This is a genomic window from Metabacillus kandeliae (assembly GCF_021166585.1).
Lineage (GTDB): Bacteria > Bacillota > Bacilli > Bacillales > Bacillaceae > Metabacillus_B > Metabacillus_B kandeliae.
The window spans coordinates 1,155,654-1,177,052 of record NZ_JAJOZE010000001.1 but is presented as its reverse complement, the minus strand read 5'-3'; the positions used below and the strand labels follow the sequence as shown (position 1 = coordinate 1,177,052).

General features: G+C 43.7%; 24 protein-coding genes. All 24 read left to right on the top strand.

What is annotated here, in order from left to right; translation table 11 throughout:
• The first annotated feature begins 1 nt into the window (after nt 1).
• Entirely contained in the window at nt 2-1,000 is a 999-nt protein-coding gene (gene fliM, locus LRR81_RS05960) for a flagellar motor switch protein FliM (protein WP_231788359.1), read from the top strand.
• On the top strand, nt 990-2,129 hold the full coding sequence (fliY, locus tag LRR81_RS05955) for a flagellar motor switch phosphatase FliY (RefSeq protein WP_231788358.1): 1,140 nt from the start codon (nt 990-992) through the stop codon (nt 2,127-2,129). The genes fliM and fliY overlap by 11 nt, the downstream gene beginning before the upstream one ends.
• 14 nt (nt 2,130-2,143) lie before the next feature.
• Entirely contained in the window at nt 2,144-2,506 is a 363-nt protein-coding gene (locus LRR81_RS05950) for a response regulator (protein WP_231788357.1), read from the top strand.
• Between the two features lie 12 nt (nt 2,507-2,518).
• Nucleotides 2,519-3,178 carry a flagellar biosynthetic protein FliO gene (fliO, locus tag LRR81_RS05945; protein ID WP_231788356.1) on the top strand — a complete coding sequence of 220 codons (660 nt, stop codon included), beginning with the start codon at nt 2,519-2,521 and terminating at the stop codon, nt 3,176-3,178.
• Nucleotides 3,175-3,840: a flagellar type III secretion system pore protein FliP gene (gene fliP / locus LRR81_RS05940; protein ID WP_231788355.1), complete on the top strand. Its 666-nt coding sequence runs from the start codon at nt 3,175-3,177 to the stop codon at nt 3,838-3,840. The genes fliO and fliP overlap by 4 nt, the downstream gene beginning before the upstream one ends.
• Before the next feature lie 13 nt (nt 3,841-3,853).
• Nucleotides 3,854-4,123: a flagellar biosynthesis protein FliQ gene (fliQ, locus tag LRR81_RS05935; protein ID WP_231788354.1), complete on the top strand. Its 270-nt coding sequence runs from the start codon at nt 3,854-3,856 to the stop codon at nt 4,121-4,123.
• A gap of 2 nt (nt 4,124-4,125) precedes the next feature.
• Nucleotides 4,126-4,914, top strand: coding sequence for a flagellar biosynthetic protein FliR (gene fliR / locus LRR81_RS05930; RefSeq protein WP_231788353.1), 789 nt, complete (start codon nt 4,126-4,128; stop codon nt 4,912-4,914).
• Nucleotides 4,901-5,983, top strand: coding sequence for a flagellar biosynthesis protein FlhB (gene flhB, locus LRR81_RS05925; RefSeq protein WP_231788352.1), 1,083 nt, complete (start codon nt 4,901-4,903; stop codon nt 5,981-5,983). Before fliR ends, flhB begins: the two co-directional genes overlap by 14 nt.
• 27 nt (nt 5,984-6,010) lie before the next feature.
• Entirely contained in the window at nt 6,011-8,047 is a 2,037-nt protein-coding gene (gene flhA / locus LRR81_RS05920) for a flagellar biosynthesis protein FlhA (protein ID WP_231788351.1), read from the top strand.
• Nucleotides 8,044-9,171 carry a flagellar biosynthesis protein FlhF gene (gene flhF / locus LRR81_RS05915; RefSeq protein ID WP_231788350.1) on the top strand — a complete coding sequence of 376 codons (1,128 nt, stop codon included), beginning with the start codon at nt 8,044-8,046 and terminating at the stop codon, nt 9,169-9,171. Before flhA ends, flhF begins: the two co-directional genes overlap by 4 nt.
• The gene (locus tag LRR81_RS05910; protein WP_231788349.1) at nt 9,168-10,055 is read left to right on the top strand and encodes a MinD/ParA family protein; all 888 of its coding nucleotides are present in this window, start codon (nt 9,168-9,170) and stop codon (nt 10,053-10,055) included. The genes flhF and LRR81_RS05910 overlap by 4 nt, the downstream gene beginning before the upstream one ends.
• Nucleotides 10,048-11,139: a protein-glutamate methylesterase/protein-glutamine glutaminase gene (locus tag LRR81_RS05905; protein ID WP_231788348.1), complete on the top strand. Its 1,092-nt coding sequence runs from the start codon at nt 10,048-10,050 to the stop codon at nt 11,137-11,139. The genes LRR81_RS05910 and LRR81_RS05905 overlap by 8 nt, the downstream gene beginning before the upstream one ends.
• Nucleotides 11,140-11,153: 14 nt before the next feature.
• A complete protein-coding gene (locus tag LRR81_RS05900) occupies nt 11,154-13,157 on the top strand; it encodes a chemotaxis protein CheA (RefSeq protein WP_231788347.1) in 2,004 nt (667 codons plus the stop codon).
• A gap of 116 nt (nt 13,158-13,273) precedes the next feature.
• Nucleotides 13,274-13,744, top strand: a complete 471-nt coding sequence (locus tag LRR81_RS05895) for a chemotaxis protein CheW (RefSeq protein ID WP_231788346.1) — start codon at nt 13,274-13,276, stop codon at nt 13,742-13,744.
• Nucleotides 13,744-14,394 (top strand): chemotaxis protein CheC, encoded by a 651-nt coding sequence (locus LRR81_RS05890; RefSeq protein ID WP_231788345.1) that lies wholly within the window; start codon nt 13,744-13,746, stop codon nt 14,392-14,394. Before LRR81_RS05895 ends, LRR81_RS05890 begins: the two co-directional genes overlap by 1 nt.
• A complete protein-coding gene (locus LRR81_RS05885) occupies nt 14,375-14,875 on the top strand; it encodes a chemotaxis protein CheD (protein WP_231788344.1) in 501 nt (166 codons plus the stop codon). Before LRR81_RS05890 ends, LRR81_RS05885 begins: the two co-directional genes overlap by 20 nt.
• A 41-nt stretch (nt 14,876-14,916) precedes the next feature.
• Nucleotides 14,917-15,684, top strand: a complete 768-nt coding sequence (locus tag LRR81_RS05880) for a FliA/WhiG family RNA polymerase sigma factor (RefSeq protein ID WP_231788343.1) — start codon at nt 14,917-14,919, stop codon at nt 15,682-15,684.
• A gap of 36 nt (nt 15,685-15,720) precedes the next feature.
• Nucleotides 15,721-16,200: a DUF6115 domain-containing protein gene (locus LRR81_RS05875; protein WP_231788342.1), complete on the top strand. Its 480-nt coding sequence runs from the start codon at nt 15,721-15,723 to the stop codon at nt 16,198-16,200.
• A 156-nt stretch (nt 16,201-16,356) separates the two neighbouring features.
• Entirely contained in the window at nt 16,357-17,067 is a 711-nt protein-coding gene (gene rpsB / locus LRR81_RS05870) for a 30S ribosomal protein S2 (protein WP_231788341.1), read from the top strand.
• A 203-nt stretch (nt 17,068-17,270) separates the two neighbouring features.
• Entirely contained in the window at nt 17,271-18,152 is an 882-nt protein-coding gene (tsf, locus tag LRR81_RS05865; RefSeq protein ID WP_231788340.1) for a translation elongation factor Ts, read from the top strand.
• Between the two features lie 238 nt (nt 18,153-18,390).
• The gene (gene pyrH, locus LRR81_RS05860) at nt 18,391-19,113 is read left to right on the top strand and encodes a UMP kinase (protein WP_231788339.1); all 723 of its coding nucleotides are present in this window, start codon (nt 18,391-18,393) and stop codon (nt 19,111-19,113) included.
• A gap of 2 nt (nt 19,114-19,115) precedes the next feature.
• The gene (frr, locus tag LRR81_RS05855) at nt 19,116-19,673 is read left to right on the top strand and encodes a ribosome recycling factor (RefSeq protein ID WP_231788338.1); all 558 of its coding nucleotides are present in this window, start codon (nt 19,116-19,118) and stop codon (nt 19,671-19,673) included.
• A 132-nt stretch (nt 19,674-19,805) separates the two neighbouring features.
• The gene (locus LRR81_RS05850; protein WP_231788337.1) at nt 19,806-20,585 is read left to right on the top strand and encodes an isoprenyl transferase; all 780 of its coding nucleotides are present in this window, start codon (nt 19,806-19,808) and stop codon (nt 20,583-20,585) included.
• A 16-nt stretch (nt 20,586-20,601) separates the two neighbouring features.
• On the top strand, nt 20,602-21,393 hold the full coding sequence (locus LRR81_RS05845; protein WP_231788336.1) for a phosphatidate cytidylyltransferase: 792 nt from the start codon (nt 20,602-20,604) through the stop codon (nt 21,391-21,393).
• Nucleotides 21,394-21,399: the final 6 nt, after the last annotated feature.

Sequence of the window (21,399 nt, the reverse complement as noted above, 5' to 3'; positions counted from 1 at the left end):
CATGTCAGGGGAAATTTTGTCCCAAAGTGAAATAGATGCTCTTCTTTCCGCCATTTCTACCGGCGAGATGGATGCAGAAGAATTAAAAAAAGAAGATACAGAACGAAAAGTGAAAGTTTATGATTTTAAAAGAGCACTGCGGTTTTCCAAAGATCAGATTAGAAGTTTAACGAGAATTCACGATAATTTTGCAAGGCTGCTGACAACCTATTTTTCCGCACAGCTCAGGACCTACATTCATATTTCAGTCGCATCAGTAGACCAGCTTCCTTATGAGGAATTTATCCGGTCCATTCCTAAAATGACGGTGCTGAATATTTTTGAAGTGCAGCCGCTTGAAGGAAGAGTCGTCATGGAAGTTAATCCGAACATCGCCTATGCCATGATGGACAGAGTGATGGGCGGCATTGGGACAGGTGTCAATAAAATTGATAATTTAACAGAAATAGAAACAAGAATTATGTCCGGCCTGTTTGAGAAATCACTGGAGAGCTACAGGGAAGCCTGGCAGTCCATAGAAGATATTGAACCGGTAATGAATGAATTTGAAGTGAATCCCCAATTTATCCAAATGGTATCTCCGAATGAGACAGTGATCGTTATCTCCCTGAATACTCAGGTAGGAGAAACGAGCGGGATGATCAACCTATGTATTCCGCATGTTGTGCTGGAACCGGTCATTCCAAAGCTTTCTGTTCATTACTGGATGCAGTCAGAGAGAAAAGAGCCGAATCCGGATGAAATAGAAGCTCTGCAAAAACGGATACAAGTGGCTAAAATTCCGATTCTTGCCGAACTTGGCAGCGCTGAAATTACGTTTGGCGAATTTATGGAGCTTCAAACGGGTGATGTTATTCAAATGGATCAGACAATACGGGATCCGCTTGTGGTCAAAATAGGCGAAAAAGCTAAATTTATCGGACAGCCGGGAAAACTCAACAAAAAATTAGCGGTGCAAATCATTGACCACTATTACAGGGGTGATGAAGATGGTGAGTAACGAAATGTTATCACAGGATGAAATAGATGCCCTATTAAAGGGCACAAGCTATGAGCCAGAAACTGCTGACTCTGCTTTGAACGAATATTTGGATGAAATGGAGCAGGATGCGATTGGCGAAATAGGCAATATCTCTTTCGGCAGCTCTGCAACGGCTCTTTCCACTTTGCTGAATCAGAAGGTTGAAATTACAACACCGACTGTCAGCATTGTTTCAAAGAAGGATTTATCGGATGAATTTCCGCATCCTTATGTCGCAATTGAAGTGACGTACACAGAAGGATTTACAGGAAGCAACATGCTCGTTATCCAGCAAAGCGATGCAGCGATCATTGCTGACTTAATGATTGGCGGTGACGGCAGGAACCCGGATCCAGGGCTTGGGGAAATTCAGCTGAGCGCTGTACAGGAAGCAATGAATCAAATGATGGGGTCTGCTGCAACCTCCATGTCTACTGTGTTTAATAAAAGAGTGGACATTTCTCCGCCAAGGCTTGAGCTCCTTGATGTGAAAGAAGGAGAAGGAACAGAGTCACTTGAACAAGAGGATTTGATCATTAAAGTATCCTTTCAGCTGAAAGTCGGCGATCTGATTGATTCCAATATCATGCAGCTGCTCCCAGTCAAGTTTGCAAAAGCTCTCATTGATGAGCTGATGAATCCCAAGCAGGAGGCAGCCGCAGCAGAAGCGCAGGTTTTGGAACAAAAAAATGATCCTCCAGCATATGAGGAAAAAGCGCATTTTTCAGAACCGATGAACCAGGAACCAGCATACAGGGAAGAGCCGCCAAGAAAGGCACAGCCTCCTGTTGATGTGAAACCGGCTGAATTTGTTTCATTCGAGCACAATGAATATCATGCAAAAGAGCCAAACAACCTTGATATGCTGATGGATATTCCGCTTCAGGTGACAGTAGAGCTTGGAAGGACGAAACGTTCAGTAAAAGAAATTTTAGAGCTTTCTGCAGGCTCAATTATTGAGCTGGACAAGCTTGCAGGGGAACCTGTGGACATTTTGATTAACCGAAAAATCGTAGCAAAAGGCGAAGTCGTTGTCATTGATGAAAACTTTGGTGTAAGAGTAACAGATATTATCAGCCAGCGAGACCGCCTTACAAAAATAAAATAACTGGAGTGGAAACTATGGCACACAAAATTCTGATTGTTGATGATGCAGCATTTATGAGAATGATGATCAAGGATATCCTGACAAAAAACGGCTATGACGTAGTAGCTGAGGCGGCAGATGGCGCTCAGGCAGTTGAAAAATATAAAGAACATCAGCCTGATCTTGTGACAATGGACATCACAATGCCTGAAATGGACGGCATTACAGCATTGAAAAAAATTAAACAGCTGAATCCGAATTCAAAGGTTATCATGTGTTCAGCGATGGGCCAGCAGGCAATGGTCATAGATGCCATTCAGGCTGGTGCCAAGGATTTTATCGTAAAACCGTTCCAGGCAGACCGTGTGCTTGAAGCGATTCAAAAAACCTTAAGCTAAAGGGTGCTTACATTGTTTCGAAAACTAACAGTCTTCTGTCTTCTTCTCGCCTTCTGCTTGGCTTTTGGAGTTTTTTCTCTTCCAAAAGCAGTCATGGCGAAAGAAGGGGACAAAAGTGTCCAGGAATGGCTCAACAGCAAAGAAAAACCAGCGGGAACAGGGGCGGAAGGCTCTAAAAGCGGAGATCCAGCCCAAGAGCCGCCGGGACTGACTGCATTTGATTTTTTTAAAATGATTTTTGCTACACTGGCTGTCATTGCCTTAATCTATTTATTACTGCGGTTTATCGGCAAAAAAAATAAGTTTTTGCCATCTGGACGCTATTTGGAAAATATCGGCGGCACGAGCCTTGGCCAAAACCGGTCTATCCAGCTGATTAAAATGGGGGATAAGGTGCTTGTTGTCGGAGTCGGAGAAAATATCCAGCTGATAAAGGAAATTTCCGATAAAGAAGAGGCAGAAGAAATCATTCAGTCTCACAATTCCAGAGAGAAAGAGCTTCCAGATGTGAAAAATGTGCTGAAGCAGCTCCCGTTTGCTCCTTTCAAGCAGTCAGATGAAAAGCCTGCGGCCTCTTTTGCCGATTCACTGAAAAAGCAAATGGACGAAATTAAAAATGAGCGCAAATCAAAGCTTGAAGCTCTGAGAAAGAAAGGGAGCGACAGGCAATGAATGATATTGTGCAGCTGTTTGGAAACAATTCTCCACAGAATATCAGTACCTCTGTTCAATTGCTGCTTGTTTTAACTGTGCTTTCCTTAGCACCAAGCATATTGATTTTAATGACCTGCTTTACAAGGATTGTCATTGTTTTGTCCTTTGTCAGAACATCGCTTGGTACACAGCAAATGCCGCCGAATCAGGTCTTGATGGGGCTTGCGCTGTTTATGACATTTTTCATCATGAATCCTGTTTTTACTGAAGTGAACCAAAAAGCGCTCACTCCGCTTATGGATAACAAAATTTCCATTGATGAAGCTTATACAAATGCAGAAAAGCCATTTAAGGTGTTTATGAGCAAACATACAAGACAGAAGGACCTTGAATTGTTCCTGTCCTATGCCAAAAAGGAAAAACCAAAATCCGTGCAGGATATCCCTCTCTCCACACTTGTTCCTGCATATGCCATCAGCGAAATTAAAACAGCCTTTCAGATCGGATTTATGATTTTTATTCCGTTTCTTGTGATCGATATGATTGTAGCAAGCGTCCTTATGTCAATGGGGATGATGATGCTTCCTCCTGTTATGATTTCTCTGCCGTTTAAAATATTGCTGTTTGTAATGGTTGATGGCTGGTACCTTGTTGTCAAATCACTGCTTCAAAGTTTTTAAGAGGAGGATTTCCATGTCATCGGAATTTGTCATTTCCTTAGCAGAAAAAGCCGTATACACAACACTGCTTGTATGCGGCCCGCTTCTTGTTCTTGCCCTTGTTATCGGTCTTATTATCAGCATCTTTCAGGCAACCACACAGATACAGGAGCAGACGCTCGCGTTTGTGCCAAAGATTGTGGCTGTGATGCTCGGCCTGATCTTCTTTGGTCCCTGGATGCTGACAACGATGATTTCTTATGCACAGCAAATTTTCGGCAACTTAAACCGGTTCGTAGGATAAAAATGAATATATTAAGCCATTATCCTTTCTTTCTATTAATCTTCACCAGATTATCATCCTTCTTTTTAATATTGCCCATTTATTCGTACCGGAATATTCCAGCTTTTCATAAAGTCGGCTTTGCTTTTGTGCTTTCCTGGGTTATTTATTTTACATTGCCGCCTGCTGAGCTGGAAATAAACGGCCTTTTTTTCGGGCTTCTTTTCAAAGAGCTCTGCACAGGCCTTTTGATAGGCTTTATGGCTTACATGGTTTTAGCTGCTATTCAGGCAGCAGGGGGTTTTATCGATTTTCAGCTCGGCTTTGGAATTGCCAATATTATTGATCCGATGACAGGTGCGCAAAGCCCTCTGACAGGTCAATTTTTATACACGTTTGCTTTGCTTTTTATGCTGAGCGTAAATGCGCACCATATGCTTCTTGACGGTGTGTATTACAGTTTTCAATATATCCCGCCTGAACAGGCAGCTCTTCGTATAGGAGACGGCAGCGTCATGCTTTTTATTCTCAAAACCTTCAGCTCCATGTTTTTAATTGCTTTTCAGATGGCCATTCCTGTTGCCGGATCTCTGTTTATCGTAGATGTCGCTCTTGGCATTGTCGCAAGAACTGTTCCGCAGATGAACGTATTTGTGATCGGGATGCCGCTTAAAATCGGTGTTGGCTTCATCATCTTAATCGTTGTGATGGGCGCGATGTTTATGCTTATTCAAGGAATATTTGAAACGATGACCCAAACGATGAAGACACTCATGGAAATGCTTGGAGGTGGCGGGCGTGCAGCTTCTTAAACTGGATCTGCAATTTTTTGCCGGTGAAAAAACAGAAAAAGCAACACCTCGAAAAAGACAGGATGCCAGAAAAAAAGGGCAGACGGCCAAAAGTGCTGATATTAATACAGCCGCAGGATTGATTGCTGTTTTTTTCTGCCTTATGATACTCGGCCCTTACTTCCAGACGCATACTGCAGGTTTAATGAGAGCCATTTTTCAAAACTATTTGCTGATGGAGCTGACGGAAAATAATTTACAGATGCTTATGGTGAAGGTTTCTTCTGAAACAGCCTTTATTCTGGCTCCCGTGCTGATTGTTTCAGTCATTGCGGCAGTTGCAGCGAATTTTTTGCAGGTTGGCGTGTTATTTTCAACAGAGTCCATTCAGCCTAAGCTGGATAAAATTAATCCTCTGCAGGGATTTAAACGAATCTATTCCATCAGAGCGCTTGTTGAGCTCTGCAAATCCCTTTTGAAAATCGGTGTGGTCGGCGGCGTTGCTGGTGCTGTCATTTGGTCAAAGATTGGAGAGATCGTCCGGCTTCCCCATATGCCCCTTCAAAGCTCTATCGGCTTTTTAGGCAGCCTGACGATTCAGCTTGGATTAAGTGCATCGATCGCTCTTCTGCTTCTAGCTTTTCTTGATTATTTCTATCAAAAGTTCGATTTTGAAAAAAATATCCGGATGTCAAAGCAGGATATTAAGGATGAATACAAAAAATCAGAAGGCGATCCGCTGATCAAATCTAAAATTAAGCAGCGGCAGCGCGAAATGGCCATGAGGCGCATGATGCAGGATGTGCCGAAAGCAGATGTCATTATTACGAATCCGACTCACTTTGCCATAGCCCTTAAATACGATGAAGAAAAAATGGATGCTCCTTATGTTGTAGCAAAGGGCGTGGATTTTGTAGCCCAGAAGATAAAGGAAACAGCGAAAGAGAACGGTGTTTCCATGGTAGAAAACAGGCCGCTTGCCAGGTCCTTATACAGCCAGGTGGAAATTGGAAGAGCGGTACCCGAAGAGTTTTTTAAAGCAGTGGCAGAAATTCTTGCTTACGTTTACAGACTGAAACAGAAAATATAGCCGCTAGTTTGAAAGTGAGGAAAAAACATGTCAGCCAGAGATTTATCTGTCCTTCTAAGCGTCATCCTGATTGTAGCGATGCTGATTATTCCTTTCCCGTCATGGCTTTTGAGCCTGTTAATTATATCGAATATTTCGCTTGCGCTGCTTGTGCTGCTGACAACCATGAACATGAGGGAGCCGCTGGAATTTTCTATTTTCCCTTCGCTTTTATTGCTGCTGACTCTTTTCAGGCTTGGTTTGAACGTTTCCACAACTCGTTCCATCCTTTCCAATGGCGAAGCGGGAAAAGTTGTTGAAACGTTCGGAACGTTCGTAGTAGGAGGAAATGTCCTTGTTGGGTTTGTTGTTTTCCTGATTTTGATCATTATTCAATTCATTGTTATTACAAAAGGTGCTGAGAGGGTATCAGAGGTTGCTGCAAGGTTTACCCTTGATGCAATGCCCGGAAAGCAGATGAGCATTGATGCTGATTTGAATGCCGGAATGATATCAGAGCAGGATGCCCGCCAAAGACGGGAAAAGGTTGCACGGGAATCAGACTTCTACGGTGCGATGGATGGTGCCAGTAAATTCGTTAAAGGGGATGCTATTGCAGGCATAATTATTGTCATTATCAATCTGATTTTCGGGCTTATCGTCGGTATGGTGCAGCAGGGGATGGATATTGCAGAAGCTGCTTCCCACTTTACAATGCTTTCAGTCGGTGATGGAATTGTGAGCCAGATTCCCGCACTGCTGATTTCAACAGCAACGGGAATTGTCGTAACAAGAGCCGCATCAGAAGGAAATCTCGGAAGCGATATTTCAGCTCAGCTCTTTGCTTATCCTCAGATGATGTATGTGGCGGCCGGGACCATGCTGCTGCTTGGTATTTTTACCCCAATCGGACTCTTTATTACAACTCCGATCGCACTTGCGCTTGGCGGAGGGGCTTATGTGATGTCAAGAAGCCGAAATAAGCCAGTCCTGGCTGATATACAGCAGGAAGAAGAAATAGAGGCAGAGGAATTAAAGAGTCCGGAAAGCGTTGTTCAGCTCCTTAGTATGGATCCGATTGAATTCGAATTCGGGTACGGATTGATTCCTCTTGCTGATGCAAGCCAGGGTGGAGACCTGCTTGACCGGATTGTAATGATCAGAAGGCAGCTTGCCATAGAACTTGGCCTTGTTATACCTGTTGTCAGGATAAGGGATAATATACAGCTTCAGCCCAATGAATACAGATTGAAAATCAAAGGCAGCGAGACAGCAAAGGGAGAGCTTCTTCTGGATCATTACCTTGCGATGTCTCCTGGTGCGGAAGATGATTCTATAGAAGGAATAGACACCATTGAACCTTCTTTCGGTCTTCCTGCCAAATGGATAGCAGAAGAAATGAAGGATCAGGCTGAACTGTTCGGCTATACGGTTGTTGATCCGCCATCTGTTGTGTCCACTCATATTACCGAGATGATCAAATCTCATGCCCATGAACTCTTAGGCAGGCAGGAAACGAAGCAGCTGGTTGATCACCTGAAGGAATCTTATCCTATTTTAATAGAAGAAGTGACGCCATCGCCGCTCTCCATCGGTGAGATTCAAAAAGTACTGGCAAAGCTTTTAAAAGAAAAAATATCCATCAGGAATTTGCCGATTATTTTTGAAACACTCGCAGATTACGGAAAAATGACTTCTGATCCAGATATACTGGCAGAGTATGTTAGACAGTCACTTGCAAAGCAGATCACAAGCCAGTTCTCCGCTGCAGGAGAAACAATGAAAGTCATTACTCTCTCAGGCAGGGTAGAAAAAGCTGTAGCGGAAGGGGTTCAGCAGACAGAGCATGGAAACTACTTGTCTCTTGATCCAGAGGTATCTCAATCCATAATTGAGGCGATTGCGAGAGAGGTGGAACAGCTCTCGCTCCAGGGCGAGGCACCTGTCCTGCTCTGCTCGCCTGCAGTCAGAATGTATGTAAGGCAGCTCATTGAACGATATTTCCCTCAGCTGCCTGTTCTTTCTTACAATGAATTGGAAGCAAATGTGGAAGTACAAAGCGTCGGGGTGGTGAATGTGGCATGAGAGTAAAAAAATACAAAGCTGCAACCATGCAGGAAGCAATGAAGGTCATCAGATCGGAGCTAGGCCAGGATGCGGTTATCCTGAATTCTAAAACAGTTCAAACAGGCGGATTTCTAGGGCTGTTCACAAGAAAGCAGATTGAAGTTATTGCGGCAGCAGATCAGGATGACCGGCCCCGCGTTCAGACAAAGGAACCTGCTGTTCAGAGCCTGCCGGATCTGGAGGAGAAAGCTGATATAGAACAGCCTTCAGCTGGCAGGGAGAAAATATCAGATGAAATTAAAAGCTTAAAAAATCTTGTTTTAAGCCTGCAGGATGAAGACCGGGGATTTACCGTGCCGGCTCCTGTTCAGAAGGTAATCGAGCTTTTAAAATCTCAAGAAGTCAATTCTGCTGAAAGAACAGAAGCAGCGGATTTCCTAATGGGGGAATGGTACAGAAACGGTTCGCTGTCCTATGAAGATCTGCTGCAGAAAACAGAAGAATATCTAGTCGGCAAGCTTCATTCTGAACGCTTTGGAAGAAGCACCAGCTTCAGAAAATTTATCTGCCTGGCAGGCCCGACAGGTGTTGGGAAAACGACTACTCTCGCAAAGCTCGCAGCAGATGCCATGCTGAATCATCATAAAACTGTTGCTTTTATTACAGCGGATACTTACCGGATCGGAGCAATTGAACAGTTAAAAACGTATGCGGAAATTTTAAATGCGCCTGTGGAAGTTTGTTACACAGCTGAAGATTTTAAGCAGGCAAAAGAAAAGTTTTCCGATGTTGATACTGTTTTCGTCGACACAGCGGGACGCAATTTCAGGAACAAGCAATACGTCACAGAGCTGATGAACGCAATCGATTTTACAGAAGACGCGGAAACCTACCTAGTCCTTTCGGCAGCCTCCAAGCTGCAGGATATGAAAGAAATTGCGCTTCAGTTTAAGGTCCTTCCAATCAGCCAGGTAATATTTACAAAGCTTGATGAAACGGCCGTAAGCGGAACAATGTATGAATTTCTTTTGTCAACAGGAATGGGTGCAGCTTATTTTACTGCCGGCCAGAACGTACCTGATGACCTTGAACAGGCGTCAGGTGAAAGACTGGTCAGCTATATGCTGAGGGGAACTAAATGAAGGACCAGGCTGAACAGCTCAGAAGAAGACTGAGCGAAAAAAGAGAACCGGAAAAGAAATCGCACACGATCGCAGTAGCGAGCGGCAAAGGCGGTGTCGGCAAGTCAAACTTCACTTTGAATTTTGCTCTTTCACTGGCAAAAGAAGGCCAAAGGGTACTGCTCCTGGATCTTGATATCGGCATGGGGAATATCGAAGTGCTCATGGGAGAGTCATCTAAGCTGTCAATCGTAGACTTTTTTGACCGCAGTGCGCCGCTTTCGGAAATTATTCAAACTGGACCGTACGGCCTTTCATACATAACTGGAGGAAGCGGTCTTGCTGCATTGTTTGAATTGGGTGAAGTTCAGTTTTCTTATTTCCTGTCAGAACTTGAAGGAGTTTTCAGCAGATATGATTATATCCTTTTTGATATGGGAGCCGGCCTCACGGAAGAAAGCCTGAAATTTATGCTTTCAGTCAACGAAATTTTTCTTTTGACAACAGAGGAGCCGACCTCTCTGACAGATGCTTATGCCGTCGTAAAGCTCATCAGCCAGAGAGAGAAAGATATGAAATTTTCAATGATTGTCAACCGTGTTGAAAAAGCAGCAGAAGGCAGAGGCGTGTACAGCAGGTTTTCCAGTGCACTTTATAAATTTTTAAAGGTAGAAATCAAACTGCTGGCGCTTTTGCCTGAAGATGATTCTTTGCGGAAGGCAGTGAAAAGACAATCCCCGATTGTGACTGAATTTCCTAAAGCCTTATTCAGCAAAGTAATGGAAGAAACGGCCCGCAGGTTTCTGCAGGCGAGACAAGGAGGAATGCCCGCTGGTACGAACCAGGCTTCTTTTGCAGAGAAGCTAAGAACATTTTTTCGGAAAGGCGGCAGCAAGAGTGGATAAAACCCGTGTCCTCATCGTAGATGATTCCGCTTTTATGAGAAAGATGATTTCAGATTTTCTCTCTGAACATCCTTTAATAGAAGTAGCAGGCACAGCAAGAAACGGGGCAGATGCTCTCGTCAAAATGGAAAGCACAAAACCTGATGTCGTAACGCTGGATGTTGAAATGCCGGTAATGGACGGCATTCAGGCCTTGAAGGAGATCATGAAAAGATTTCCCTGTCCGGTCATTATGCTCTCAAGCACCACTCAGCAGGGTGCAGAGAACACGATCAGGTCCTTTGAATACGGAGCGGCAGATTTTATCGCAAAGCCGTCTGGCCCGATCTCGCTTGATTTGTATAAGATCAAGGAAGAAATGCAGCGAAAAGTGCTTCTGGCGAAAAAGATCAATATTCTTCCCATTTCATCGGCACAAATCGACATAAACAAGCTTCCAAAACAGGAGAATTATAGTAAAATAGGCTTAAACAAGAAAAAATATCCTTTTTTCCCATCTGACCGCATTCTGCCGAATGTGATCGGCATGGGAACCTCTACAGGCGGGCCAAGAGCCCTTCAAAAGGTGCTTCCGCTGCTGCCGGAGGATATCGAGGCACCGCTGTTTATCGTTCAGCACATGCCTGCCGGCTTCACTCAGTCACTTGCCACAAGGCTTAATCAGCTTTCGAAAATACAGGTCAAAGAAGCTGCAGACGGCGAAAAAGCGGTTAACGGCACAGCTTACATTGCTCCTGGAGGAAGGCATATGACGATCAAAAAGGAGGGTGCCTCCCTTTACATGGAGCTTGATCAATCACCCGCTATAAGCGGCCACCGTCCATCAGTTGATGTTTTGTTCCAATCTTTGTCAGAGCTTGCCGGCTATCAAAAATATGCGTTGGTTTTAACAGGAATGGGCAGTGACGGAACAGAGGGCCTCAAAATGATGAAAAAAACAGGCAGCACGATTGCCATTGCCGAATCACAAGCCACTTCTGTTGTGTTCGGCATGCCAAAATCCATTATTGCGGCAAACTTGGCAGATGCCGTCGATGATATAGAAATGATTGCAGTTAGATTGATGAATTTTATTCGTAGCTAAGGGGCGTGACCTTAATGGAGATGAATCAATATCTCGAAATTTTTCTGGAAGAAAGCAAAGAACATTTGCAGGCCTGCAATGACAAGCTGCTGCAGCTGGAAAAAGAACCTGGTAATCTATCAATTGTTAATGATATTTTCCGTTCTGCCCATACTTTAAAAGGAATGAGCGCCACAATGGGATATGAGGATCTCGCAAGCCTTACCCATCAGATGGAAAATGTGCTGGACGCTATTCGGAACGAGAAGCTTGCAGTAAATCCGGCCATCCTTGACGCCGTCTTCTTGTCTGTTGATTATCTTGAAGAAATGATCCTATCTGTTGAAAATGGCGGAGATGGCAAAAAAGATGTGTCAGATGCTGTTGAGAAACTTGTTCAAATTGAAAAAGGAAAGCCTGATGAGGCGGCTCCAGAACAGACGGCTGTTACTAAGCCTGTTCAGGGAAGCCAGCAGTATGACGAATACGAGATGACGATTTTCAGCCAATCCAAGGAACAGGGATTCTCTGCTTATGAAATTACGGTTTCATTGCGGGAAGACTGCCTCTTAAAAGCTGCCCGCGTTTTTATGATTTTTGAGATACTGGACGGGCTTGGAGAGGTTATTAAAACAGTTCCTTCTGTAGAACTTCTTGAAGAGGAAAAATTTGACCAGCAGTTCACAGCAGCCTTTGTTTCTAAAGAGAAGGCAGAAATGATTAAAGGCGCCATAATGAAGGTCTCTGAAATTGAACGGGTAGAGGTTCAGGAATTGGCTCTACAAGTATCAGAAGAAAGGGCTGCTGAAATAACATCAGCTGCCGCCTCTGAAACAGCAGCAGCGGCTGTGCCTGAAGCAAGCCAGCCTGTCCAGGCTGCAAAGCAGGCAACAAGTTCAAAAACAATCAGGGTTAATATTGACCGCCTTGACAGCCTCATGAATCTTTTTGAAGAGCTTGTGATTGACAGAGGAAGGCTTGAGTCGATTTCCCGCGATTTAAACAACTTGGAACTGAATGAAACGGTAGAAAGAATGTCCAGAATTTCTGGTGATTTGCAGACGATCATATTGAATATGAGAATGGTTCCTGTTGAAACAGTGTTCAATCGCTTTCCGAGAATGGTCCGCCAGCTGGCAAAAGACTTAAATAAAAAAGTAGATTTGCAGATTACAGGTGCGGAAACTGAACTTGATAGGACCGTGATAGACGAGATTGGCGATCCGCTTGTTCATTTGTTAAGAAATGCGCTTGATCACGGGATTGAAAGTCCTGAGGAGCGGGTTCAAAAAGGCAAGCCTGAAGAAGGATTGCTGATGCTGAGAGCATACCACAGCGGCAATCACGTGTTCATTGAAGTGGAAGAAGACGGTGCAGGCATCAATCCTCAGAAAATCCTTGAACGGGCTGTTTCAAAAGGCATTTTGACAGAACAGGCAGGGGTGGCATTAACAGATAAGCAAATTTATGAACTGATGTTTGCTCCAGGCTTTTCTACAGCTGAAAAGATTTCAGATATTTCAGGCCGCGGAGTCGGGCTTGATGTCGTGAAAAGTACAATAGAATCCCTTGGAGGCACGGTAACGATCGATTCTCAGGAAGGTGCGGGGACGATCTTTTCCATCCAGCTGCCGCTTACGCTTTCCATCATTTCCGTGATGCTGGTTGAATTGGAGCAGGAGAAATATGCCATTCCGATTTCTTCTATTATTGAAACAGCTGTCATAAAACGGGAAGACATTCTTCATGCACACCATCAGCAAGTGATTGATTTTAGAGGAAAAATCGTTCCGCTGGTGTTTTTAAACGAGGTATTTGAAGTGCCTGGCGAAGAAAAAACAGATGACCTGTTATCTATAATTGTTGTCCGGAAAGGGGAAAAAACCGCCGCCCTTGCTGTAGATTCATTCATCGGCCAGCAGGAGGTTGTATTAAAATCCCTTGGCGGCTATCTCAACGACATTTATGCTATTTCCGGCGCTACGATACTCGGAGATGGGCAGGTTGCCTTGATTGTTGATTGCAACGCCTTGATTTAACTCTTGCTTTTTTACAGTGGTATGGATTAAAGAATTCGGCAGTACAGCAGGCAGCCTTTTTGATGCAATAAGCAAATGCCTGCTCTAGCGGGAAGAGGGACAAGGAGGAAATGCAGATGGCAGAAGAGTTGAAGAAGGAAAGAAAGCTGATTGTATTCCAGCTTGACAGAGAAGAATACGGAATTCCTGTCGAACAGGTGCAGTCGATTGAAAAAATGCAGCAGATTACAAGGGTTCCAAGAACGAAAAGTTTCATTAAAGGTGTCTTGAATATGAGGGGTGTCATTACCCCCGTTGCAGATTTGCGAAGCAGATTTGGAATTGAAGAAGTACCGGCAGATGAGCAGACAAGAATGATTATTGTAACCCTTGAAGATAAGGAAATTGGATTTATAGTCGATGCAGCTAATGATGTTGCTGACATTTCTGAAGATAGCATCGAACCGCCGCCAGAGGCAGCCGGCTCTGTTTCAGCGGAATACATTCTGGGTGTGGTGAAGATTGGAAATAGACTCATTACTTTATTGGATTTAAAAGCCGTATTGGAAGAGGAGCCAGAAGCAGACCTTGACAAGGCCAAAGCGTAATGGAAACCCTGACAGACTTGCGGCAGCATCATTTTGATCTATTAAAGGAAATTGGAAATATCGGGGCAGGTCATTCTGCGACTGCTTTATCCCGCCTGCTGAATAAAAAAATATCCATGAATGTCCCGCATGCAAGACTTGTTTCTTTTAATGAACTTGTGGAGCTTTTCGGGGGGCCTGAGGAGGAAGTGGCCTGTGTATTCTTAAGGATAGAAGGTGAGTTTCACGGCTCTTTCTTTTTTATCATGGCTGTTTCGCAGGCAGAGATATTTATCAGCACACTGCTTGAAAAACAAGGCATATGCCTCAGTGATGATCAAAACAAAGAGTTTTATGCTTCTGTTTTCCAGGAACTGGGCAATATTTTGACAGGCTCCTATCTTACTGCTATGGGCGACCTGACCGGGCGGGTATTCATGCCCTCAGTTCCGGCTATATCCATTGATATGTTCGGAGCAGTTATCATTCAGGGGCTGGTGAATGCTGCGGTTGATGAAGATCATGCCATTCTGATAGATACAAAAATCATGGAAGAAACAGAAACTGGGGGAAAGGTTATCGAAGGCCACTTTTTCCTCGTTCCTGATCCGGAATCCTTCAGCCTTCTTTTTCAGCTGGCAGGGGTAAAAGATGAAAACAGAAAGTATTAGCATTTTAAAGGTCGGCATCGCTGAAATAAAGATCGTCAAAAGCCCTGACCGTCTTCGGACTTCCGGCCTTGGTTCCTGCGTTGGAATTGTTCTTTTTGACAACGTGAAAAAAATTGCCGGTCTCGCCCATGTTATGCTTCCTTTTTCATCACTTGCGAAAAAAGGGGCAGTCAGCAAAGGGAAATATGCCGATACAGCAGTTGAAGAGCTAATCAAGCAGCTTCAGCATGCAGGAGCTGATGCTTCTATATTGAAAGCAAAAATGGCAGGCGGCGCCCAAATGTTTGCGATGCAAAAAGAAAACGAATTGATGAGAATAGGTCCAAGAAACTCAGAAGCTGTCAAAGGAGCGCTGGCTCTCCGGCGAATACCTCTTCTTGCTGAGGATATCGGCGGCTCGAGCGGAAGAACAATCGAATTTGATCCGCTGACAGGCTTTCTGTCAGTAAAAACAGTCAATCAGGGCGTGAAATATATTTAAGAGCTTTTAAGCAAGCATTGTCATGCAGAGGGGGAGAAACAATGACTCGTTCAATTACACATGAGGACCAGATCATTTGGCAGCGCTGGATAGAGACAAGGGATACCCGCGCAGGCGATGCGCTTATTAGGCGGTATATGCCGCTCGTGACGTATCATGTGCAGCGGATTGCTTCAGGGCTGCCGAGGACTGTTAACAAAGATGATCTTGTTAGCCTTGGTATGTTTGGCTTGTATGATGCTTTGGAAAAATTTGATCCAACAAGAGATTTAAAGTTTGATACGTACGCGTCTTTTCGGATAAGAGGGGCCATTATTGATGGTTTGCGGAAGGAAGACTGGCTGCCGCGGAGCTCCAGGGAAAAAGCGAAAAGAGTAGAAGCAGCTGCAGAAAAGCTTGAACAGAGGCTTCTGCGCAATGTGACGCCTGAGGAAGTGGCAAAAGAACTCAATCTTCCTGAAGAAGAGGTTTTAGCCATTATGAGCGAAGGGTTTTTCGCTAATATTCTGTCGATAGATGACCAGGTGCAGGATCAGGACGATGGGGAGCACGCGGGGATCATATTGAAGGATGAGAAAATGGAAACGCCGGAAGAGCGGATGCTGAAGGCAGAACTTGTTCAGCAGCTTGCGGCTGTTGTCGGCCAGCTTTCTGAGAAAGAACAGCTTGTTGTCAGCTTGTTTTATAAGGAAGAGCTGACCTTGACGGAGATAGGACAGGTCATGGGGCTTTCCACATCCCGCATTTCCCAGATTCATTCAAAGGCGCTTTTGAAGCTCCGCCACATTTTGGAGAAATTTGTTCATTGAAGCTGCTGGAACTAAAAAAGAAAGCGGTGAAAGAGTATGGCAGTAATGCTTGCCGTTCTGAGCCTGCTGCTCCATGCGGCAGCCTTTTACTTTATCATTCTGCTGTTCTCGAAATATTCAGGACTGAAAGCTATCGAAAAAGAACAAAGGCAGCTTCTGGAAGAAACAGAGCAGCTTCTTGCAGGCTATATGATGGAGATAAAAGATGAAAATGAAAAAATGCTGAGAGAGATTTCCATTCCTCAGGAGCCGCGTGATGAAGAAAAGCAGGAAACCGCTGAGAGGGAGCCAAACAGCAGAGAGGCGGAAGAGGAAGAGCTTCCTGCCCATCTCAAAGAGCTTGTCCTTTTGCAGGAAAAAGCAGAAACCGCTGCAAATCCTGAGGGCTCAAGCCTTAGTCCAAAGGATGAAGTAGAAATGTTATCAAAACAGGGCTTTTCAGCAGAGGAAATTGCCAGGAAATTAGGAAGAGGCAAAACGGAAATCCAATTAATGATGAAATTTGGCCAAAAATAGCTTGAATGTGCTTGATTAAGGCATTTAATTATGGTATATTTCTTGTTGGTGTTAATACACACGCTTATAGATTCAAGCATTGGTGCTGTTGATCCAACAGTTTTGCTTGAAAATGATATGAGCGGAGGAGAAAAAAACCACTAGGAGGAAAAATCAATGTCAGTAATTTCTATGAAGCAATTGCTTGAAGCTGGTGTTCACTTCGGCCACCAAACTCGCCGCTGGAACCCAAAAATGAAGCGTTACATCTTTACAGAGCGTAACGGCATCTACATCATCGACCTTCAAAAGACTGTTAAAAAGGTTGAAGAAGCATACAACGTAACAAAAGAATTGGCTGGTAACGGCGGTAAAATTCTTTTTGTCGGCACTAAAAAACAAGCTCAGGATTCCGTTAAGGAAGAAGCTGAACGTTCAGGTATGTACTATGTGAACCAGCGCTGGCTTGGAGGTACACTGACAAACTTCGGAACAATCCAAAAGCGCATCAGACGTTTGAAGGATATTGAAAGAATGCAGGAAGACGGAACTTTTGAAGTTCTTCCTAAAAAAGAAGTTGTTCAGCTGAAAAAAGAACTTGAGCGTCTTGAAAAATTCCTAGGCGGAATCAAAGACATGAAAGGTCTTCCAGATGCTTTGTTCATCATCGACCCTCGCAAAGAGCGCATTGCTGTTGCAGAAGCACGCAAATTGAACATCCCGATCATCGGAATTGTTGATACAAACTGTGATCCGGATGAAATCGATCATGTTATTCCTGCAAATGATGATGCAATCCGCGCTGTAAAGCTTCTTACTTCTAAAATGGCTGATGCTATTCTTGAAGCGAAGCAAGGCGAAGAAACAACTGAAACTACTACTGCTTAATGCAAAAGGTGATAAGAGGGGAGAGCCTTTTATCACCTTTTTTTAAAGGCAATGGTAAGAGGGAAAGTTTTTTCCTCTAAGCCTCATACAGGCAAATTTAACAAAACCTTATTAAATAAATGTGCACCATTTTAAAAAAAGCCTAAAAAATTGTACTATATACATAGGGAAGTTCAGGCAGCATATTAAAGGAGGATATTATAATGGCAGTTACAGCTCAAATGGTAAAAGAATTGCGCGAAAAAACAGGCGCAGGTATGATGGATTGCAAAAAGGCCCTAACTGAAACAGGCGGAGACATGGAGAAAGCAATTGACTTTCTTCGCGAGAAAGGTATTGCAAAAGCTGCGAAAAAAGCGGACAGAATCGCTGCAGAAGGCTCTGCTGTAATTAAAACAGAAGGTAACGAAGCAGTTATTCTTGAAGTGAACTCAGAAACTGACTTTGTAGCTAAAAACGAAGGATTCCAGGAGCTGCTTAACAATCTTGCACACCATCTTCTTGCGAAGAAGCCTGCAAGCCTTGAAGAAGCACTTTCTTCTACAATGGATAACGGTGTTTCTGTGGAGGATGCCATCAACACAGCAATCGCTAAAATCGGTGAGAAAATTACCCTTCGCCGTTTTGAAGTTTTGACAAAATCCGATAACGGCGCATTTGGTGCTTACCTTCACATGGGCGGACGCATTGCGGTTCTGACTGTAGTAGAAGGCACAACTGATGAAGCTGTAGCAAAAGATGTTGCTATGCACATTGCTGCTGTTAATCCAAAATACATCTCCCGCGATCAAGTTTCTGCAGAAGAAACAGCACGCGAGCGTGAAGTGCTGACTCAGCAGGCTCTGAATGAAGGCAAGCCTGAAAATATCGTTGCGAAAATGGTTGAAGGCCGTTTGAGCAAATTCTTTGAAGACATCTGCCTTCTTGATCAGTCTTTCGTTAAGAACCCTGATGAAAAGGTTAAACAATATGTTGCTTCTAAAGGTGCAGCTGTTAAAGCATTTGTACGCTACGGCGTAGGCGAAGGCATTGAAAAGCGCCAGGATAACTTCGCTGAAGAAGTAATGAACCAGGTTAGAAAATAAATTTTCCCCTGCGTGATAAATAAATGATGCACATAAATTGGGAACACTGAACCGTGTTCCCCTTTTTTCGAAATGAACAGGCAAATTGATTGCAATATAAGCTTTTTAGAAGGCTATATTAAAGAAAACTGCTGATTTTTAGCATTGTTGATCAGGACTGAAAAAGCGGATTCCTCGTGCTGAAATCAACAGTCGCATTTTAAAGTCTTTTAAAAAAGGAAAAACCTTGGAGGTTGTTATGAGCAAGCCGAAATACAATCGCATTGTACTTAAATTGAGCGGAGAAGCTCTTGCAGGTGACAACGGGTTCGGGATTAACCCATCTGTTATTAAGTCTGTCGCACAACAGGTGAAGGAAATTGCAGAGCTTGGCGTAGAAGTTGCAGTAGTTGTCGGCGGCGGAAACATTTGGCGCGGCAAAACAGGAAGCGAAATGGGAATGGACCGTGCAACGGCTGACTATATGGGAATGCTTGCAACAGTAATGAACTCCCTTTCCCTTCAGGACAGCCTTGAAAACCAAGGAGTTCAGACACGTGTGCAGACATCCATTGAAATGAGGCAGGTTGCTGAACCATACATAAGAAGAAAGGCCATTCGCCATCTGGAGAAAAAGCGGGTTGTGATCTTTGCAGCCGGCACAGGAAACCCTTATTTCTCAACGGATACAACGGCAGCATTAAGGGCTGCGGAAATTGAGGCAGATGTCATCTTAATGGCCAAAAACAACGTGGACGGCGTCTATAGTGCAGATCCGGCCGTTGATGCAAACGCTGTGAAATATGAGCAGCTTTCCTATTTGGATGTTCTGAAGGAAGGGCTGGCTGTAATGGACTCCACAGCATCTTCTTTGTGCATGGATAACGACATTCCGCTCATCGTCTTCTCTATTATGGAAGAAGGAAACATTAAGCGCGCAGTACTGGGCGACAACATCGGAACAATTGTAAGGGGGAAATAATCATGTCAAATCAAATTCTGAACGAAACAAAAGACCGCATGGAAAAAGCTGTTTCATCCTATCAGCGCGAGCTTGCAACAGTAAGAGCAGGAAGAGCAAGTGCTTCACTGCTTGATAAAGTGACAGTGGATTATTACGGTGCACCGACTCCTGTTAATCAATTGGCATCCATCAATGTTCCTGAAGCACGCATGCTTGTTATTCAGCCTTATGACAAGTCAGCTCTCGGTGATATTGAAAAAGCCATCCAAAAAGCTGATCTTGGTCTTACACCTTCTAATGACGGTTCCATTATCCGCATCAGCATTCCTGCATTAACTGAGGAAAGAAGGCGCGACCTTGTAAAGCTTGTGAAAAAATATGGTGAAGAAGCGAAAGTAGCGATCCGCAATATCCGCCGCGACGGCAACGATGATTTGAAAAAAGCTGAAAAGAATGGCGAAATTACGGAAGATGAATTGCGCGGCCAGTCAGAGAAAGTACAAAAGCTGACGGACGAATATATCGAGAATATTGATAAAGTTTCAAAAGAGAAAGAAAAAGAAATCATGGAAGTTTAATTAAATTCTATGTACAATAGAATTGTGCAAAAGACCCTCTAATGTTTACAGGGGGTTTTTTTGTTAATAATGTTAACACAGTTATCGAAGGGCGGAATTTGTTCGATAGCTTCTGGGTTATGGAGGAATCTCATGCTCAACTTTTTAAAAAGAACTAAGGTCTCAAAAAAAACGGCAGTCGGAGCTGATTTCTCACGATCTGATATTTTAAGCGGCACAATGCCCTCACACGTGGCCATCATTATGGATGGAAACGGAAGATGGGCGAATAAGAGAGCGCTCCCTAGAATAGCAGGTCACCATGAGGGAATGAAGGTGGTCCGGAAAATAACAAAGCTTGCGAGCGAGCTCGGTCTCGACGCTCTTACTCTTTATGCGTTTTCCACGGAAAACTGGAAACGCCCAAAAATAGAAGTCGATTTTTTAATGAAGCTTCCGGAAGAATTTCTGGCCACTTATCTTCCTGAATTGATTCAGGAAAATGTTAGGGTCAGAGTTATGGGTGATAAAGACAAGCTGCCGGGGCACACGCTGACAGCTGTTGATAGAGCGATAAGGGAAACATCAGGAAATACCGGTTTAATATTAAATTTTGCTTTAAATTACGGAAGCAGAACAGAGATCATCGAGGCGGTCAAAAAAATTGCGGACGATGCGAAAAATCAGAAGCTTCACATCGAACAAATTGATGAAAGCCTTCTCTCAGATTATTTAATGACAAATGAACTTCAGGATCCGGATCTCTTAATCAGGACAAGCGGAGAAATCCGATTAAGCAATTTCATGCTATGGCAGCTTGCTTATACAGAACTTTGGTTTACAGAAGTTCTCTGGCCAGATTTTAAAGAAGAAGACTTCTTGCAGGCCATAGCAGACTTCCAGCAGAGAGGCAGAAGATTCGGTGGAGTATAGAAGGTGATGACGCGAGATGGTTAAACGGATAGTTACAGCAGTCATAGCAGCATCCTTATTTTTACCCTTCGTCATATTCGGCAATATTCCGTTTACAGTATTTATATATCTGTTAAGCTCCATTGCCCTTTACGAGCTGTTTATTATGAGGAAAATCCATATTACCAGTTTCCCTGGTGTGGTCGGTTTATTTTTAATGTGGGTATTGCTTATCCCATCTTCTCATATTATGGTTTTAAACAATCTGACTGTAACGAAAATAGAGTTTTCTCTATTTGCTGTTTTATTGCTCTTAAGCTATACAGTCGTAACAAAAAACCGGTTTTCCTTTGATGATGCTGGTTTTGCAATGCTTGCAATCTTTTATATCGGCATTGGGTTTTATTATTTCATTGAAACTAGAAAGCTTGGCCTGGAGTACTTAATATACGGCCTGATTGTTGTTTGGACTACTGACAGCGGTGCCTATTTTATAGGTAAAGCATTGGGCAGGCGAAAGCTCTGGCCGGAAATAAGCCCGAATAAAACGGTTGAAGGGTTTTTTGGGGGGATTGCTGCAGCGATTGCGGCAGCCGTGATTTTTCAGGCTGTGACAGGGATTGCGGATTCTTACATAAAAATTGGGCTGTTCACCATTGTTCTTTCAGTATGCGGCCAGCTCGGGGACTTAGTCGAGTCTGCTTTAAAAAGGCAGTACAATGTGAAAGATTCCGGCAGCATTCTGCCAGGCCACGGAGGTATTCTTGACCGCTTTGACAGCCTGTTATTTGTACTGCCCTTTCTGCATTTTCTCTTTATGATCCAATAAAGCAGA

Coding starts and splice junctions, on each gene's coding strand:
- LRR81_RS05850 (WP_231788337.1), top strand. CDS start 19,806: ATGCTCAACTTTTTAAAAAGAACTAAGGTCTCAAAAAAAACGGCAGTC.
- tsf (WP_231788340.1), top strand. CDS start 17,271: ATGGCAGTTACAGCTCAAATGGTAAAAGAATTGCGCGAAAAAACAGGC.
- LRR81_RS05885 (WP_231788344.1), top strand. CDS start 14,375: ATGAAAACAGAAAGTATTAGCATTTTAAAGGTCGGCATCGCTGAAATA.
- frr (WP_231788338.1), top strand. CDS start 19,116: ATGTCAAATCAAATTCTGAACGAAACAAAAGACCGCATGGAAAAAGCT.
- fliP (WP_231788355.1), top strand. CDS start 3,175: ATGAATGATATTGTGCAGCTGTTTGGAAACAATTCTCCACAGAATATC.
- pyrH (WP_231788339.1), top strand. CDS start 18,391: ATGAGCAAGCCGAAATACAATCGCATTGTACTTAAATTGAGCGGAGAA.
- fliM (WP_231788359.1), top strand. CDS start 2: ATGTCAGGGGAAATTTTGTCCCAAAGTGAAATAGATGCTCTTCTTTCC.
- fliR (WP_231788353.1), top strand. CDS start 4,126: ATGAATATATTAAGCCATTATCCTTTCTTTCTATTAATCTTCACCAGA.
- LRR81_RS05845 (WP_231788336.1), top strand. CDS start 20,602: ATGGTTAAACGGATAGTTACAGCAGTCATAGCAGCATCCTTATTTTTA.
- LRR81_RS05910 (WP_231788349.1), top strand. CDS start 9,168: ATGAAGGACCAGGCTGAACAGCTCAGAAGAAGACTGAGCGAAAAAAGA.
- LRR81_RS05895 (WP_231788346.1), top strand. CDS start 13,274: ATGGCAGAAGAGTTGAAGAAGGAAAGAAAGCTGATTGTATTCCAGCTT.
- LRR81_RS05890 (WP_231788345.1), top strand. CDS start 13,744: ATGGAAACCCTGACAGACTTGCGGCAGCATCATTTTGATCTATTAAAG.
- LRR81_RS05880 (WP_231788343.1), top strand. CDS start 14,917: ATGACTCGTTCAATTACACATGAGGACCAGATCATTTGGCAGCGCTGG.
- fliY (WP_231788358.1), top strand. CDS start 990: ATGGTGAGTAACGAAATGTTATCACAGGATGAAATAGATGCCCTATTA.
- flhA (WP_231788351.1), top strand. CDS start 6,011: ATGTCAGCCAGAGATTTATCTGTCCTTCTAAGCGTCATCCTGATTGTA.
- fliQ (WP_231788354.1), top strand. CDS start 3,854: ATGTCATCGGAATTTGTCATTTCCTTAGCAGAAAAAGCCGTATACACA.
- flhF (WP_231788350.1), top strand. CDS start 8,044: ATGAGAGTAAAAAAATACAAAGCTGCAACCATGCAGGAAGCAATGAAG.
- LRR81_RS05950 (WP_231788357.1), top strand. CDS start 2,144: ATGGCACACAAAATTCTGATTGTTGATGATGCAGCATTTATGAGAATG.
- rpsB (WP_231788341.1), top strand. CDS start 16,357: ATGTCAGTAATTTCTATGAAGCAATTGCTTGAAGCTGGTGTTCACTTC.
- LRR81_RS05900 (WP_231788347.1), top strand. CDS start 11,154: ATGGAGATGAATCAATATCTCGAAATTTTTCTGGAAGAAAGCAAAGAA.
- LRR81_RS05875 (WP_231788342.1), top strand. CDS start 15,721: ATGGCAGTAATGCTTGCCGTTCTGAGCCTGCTGCTCCATGCGGCAGCC.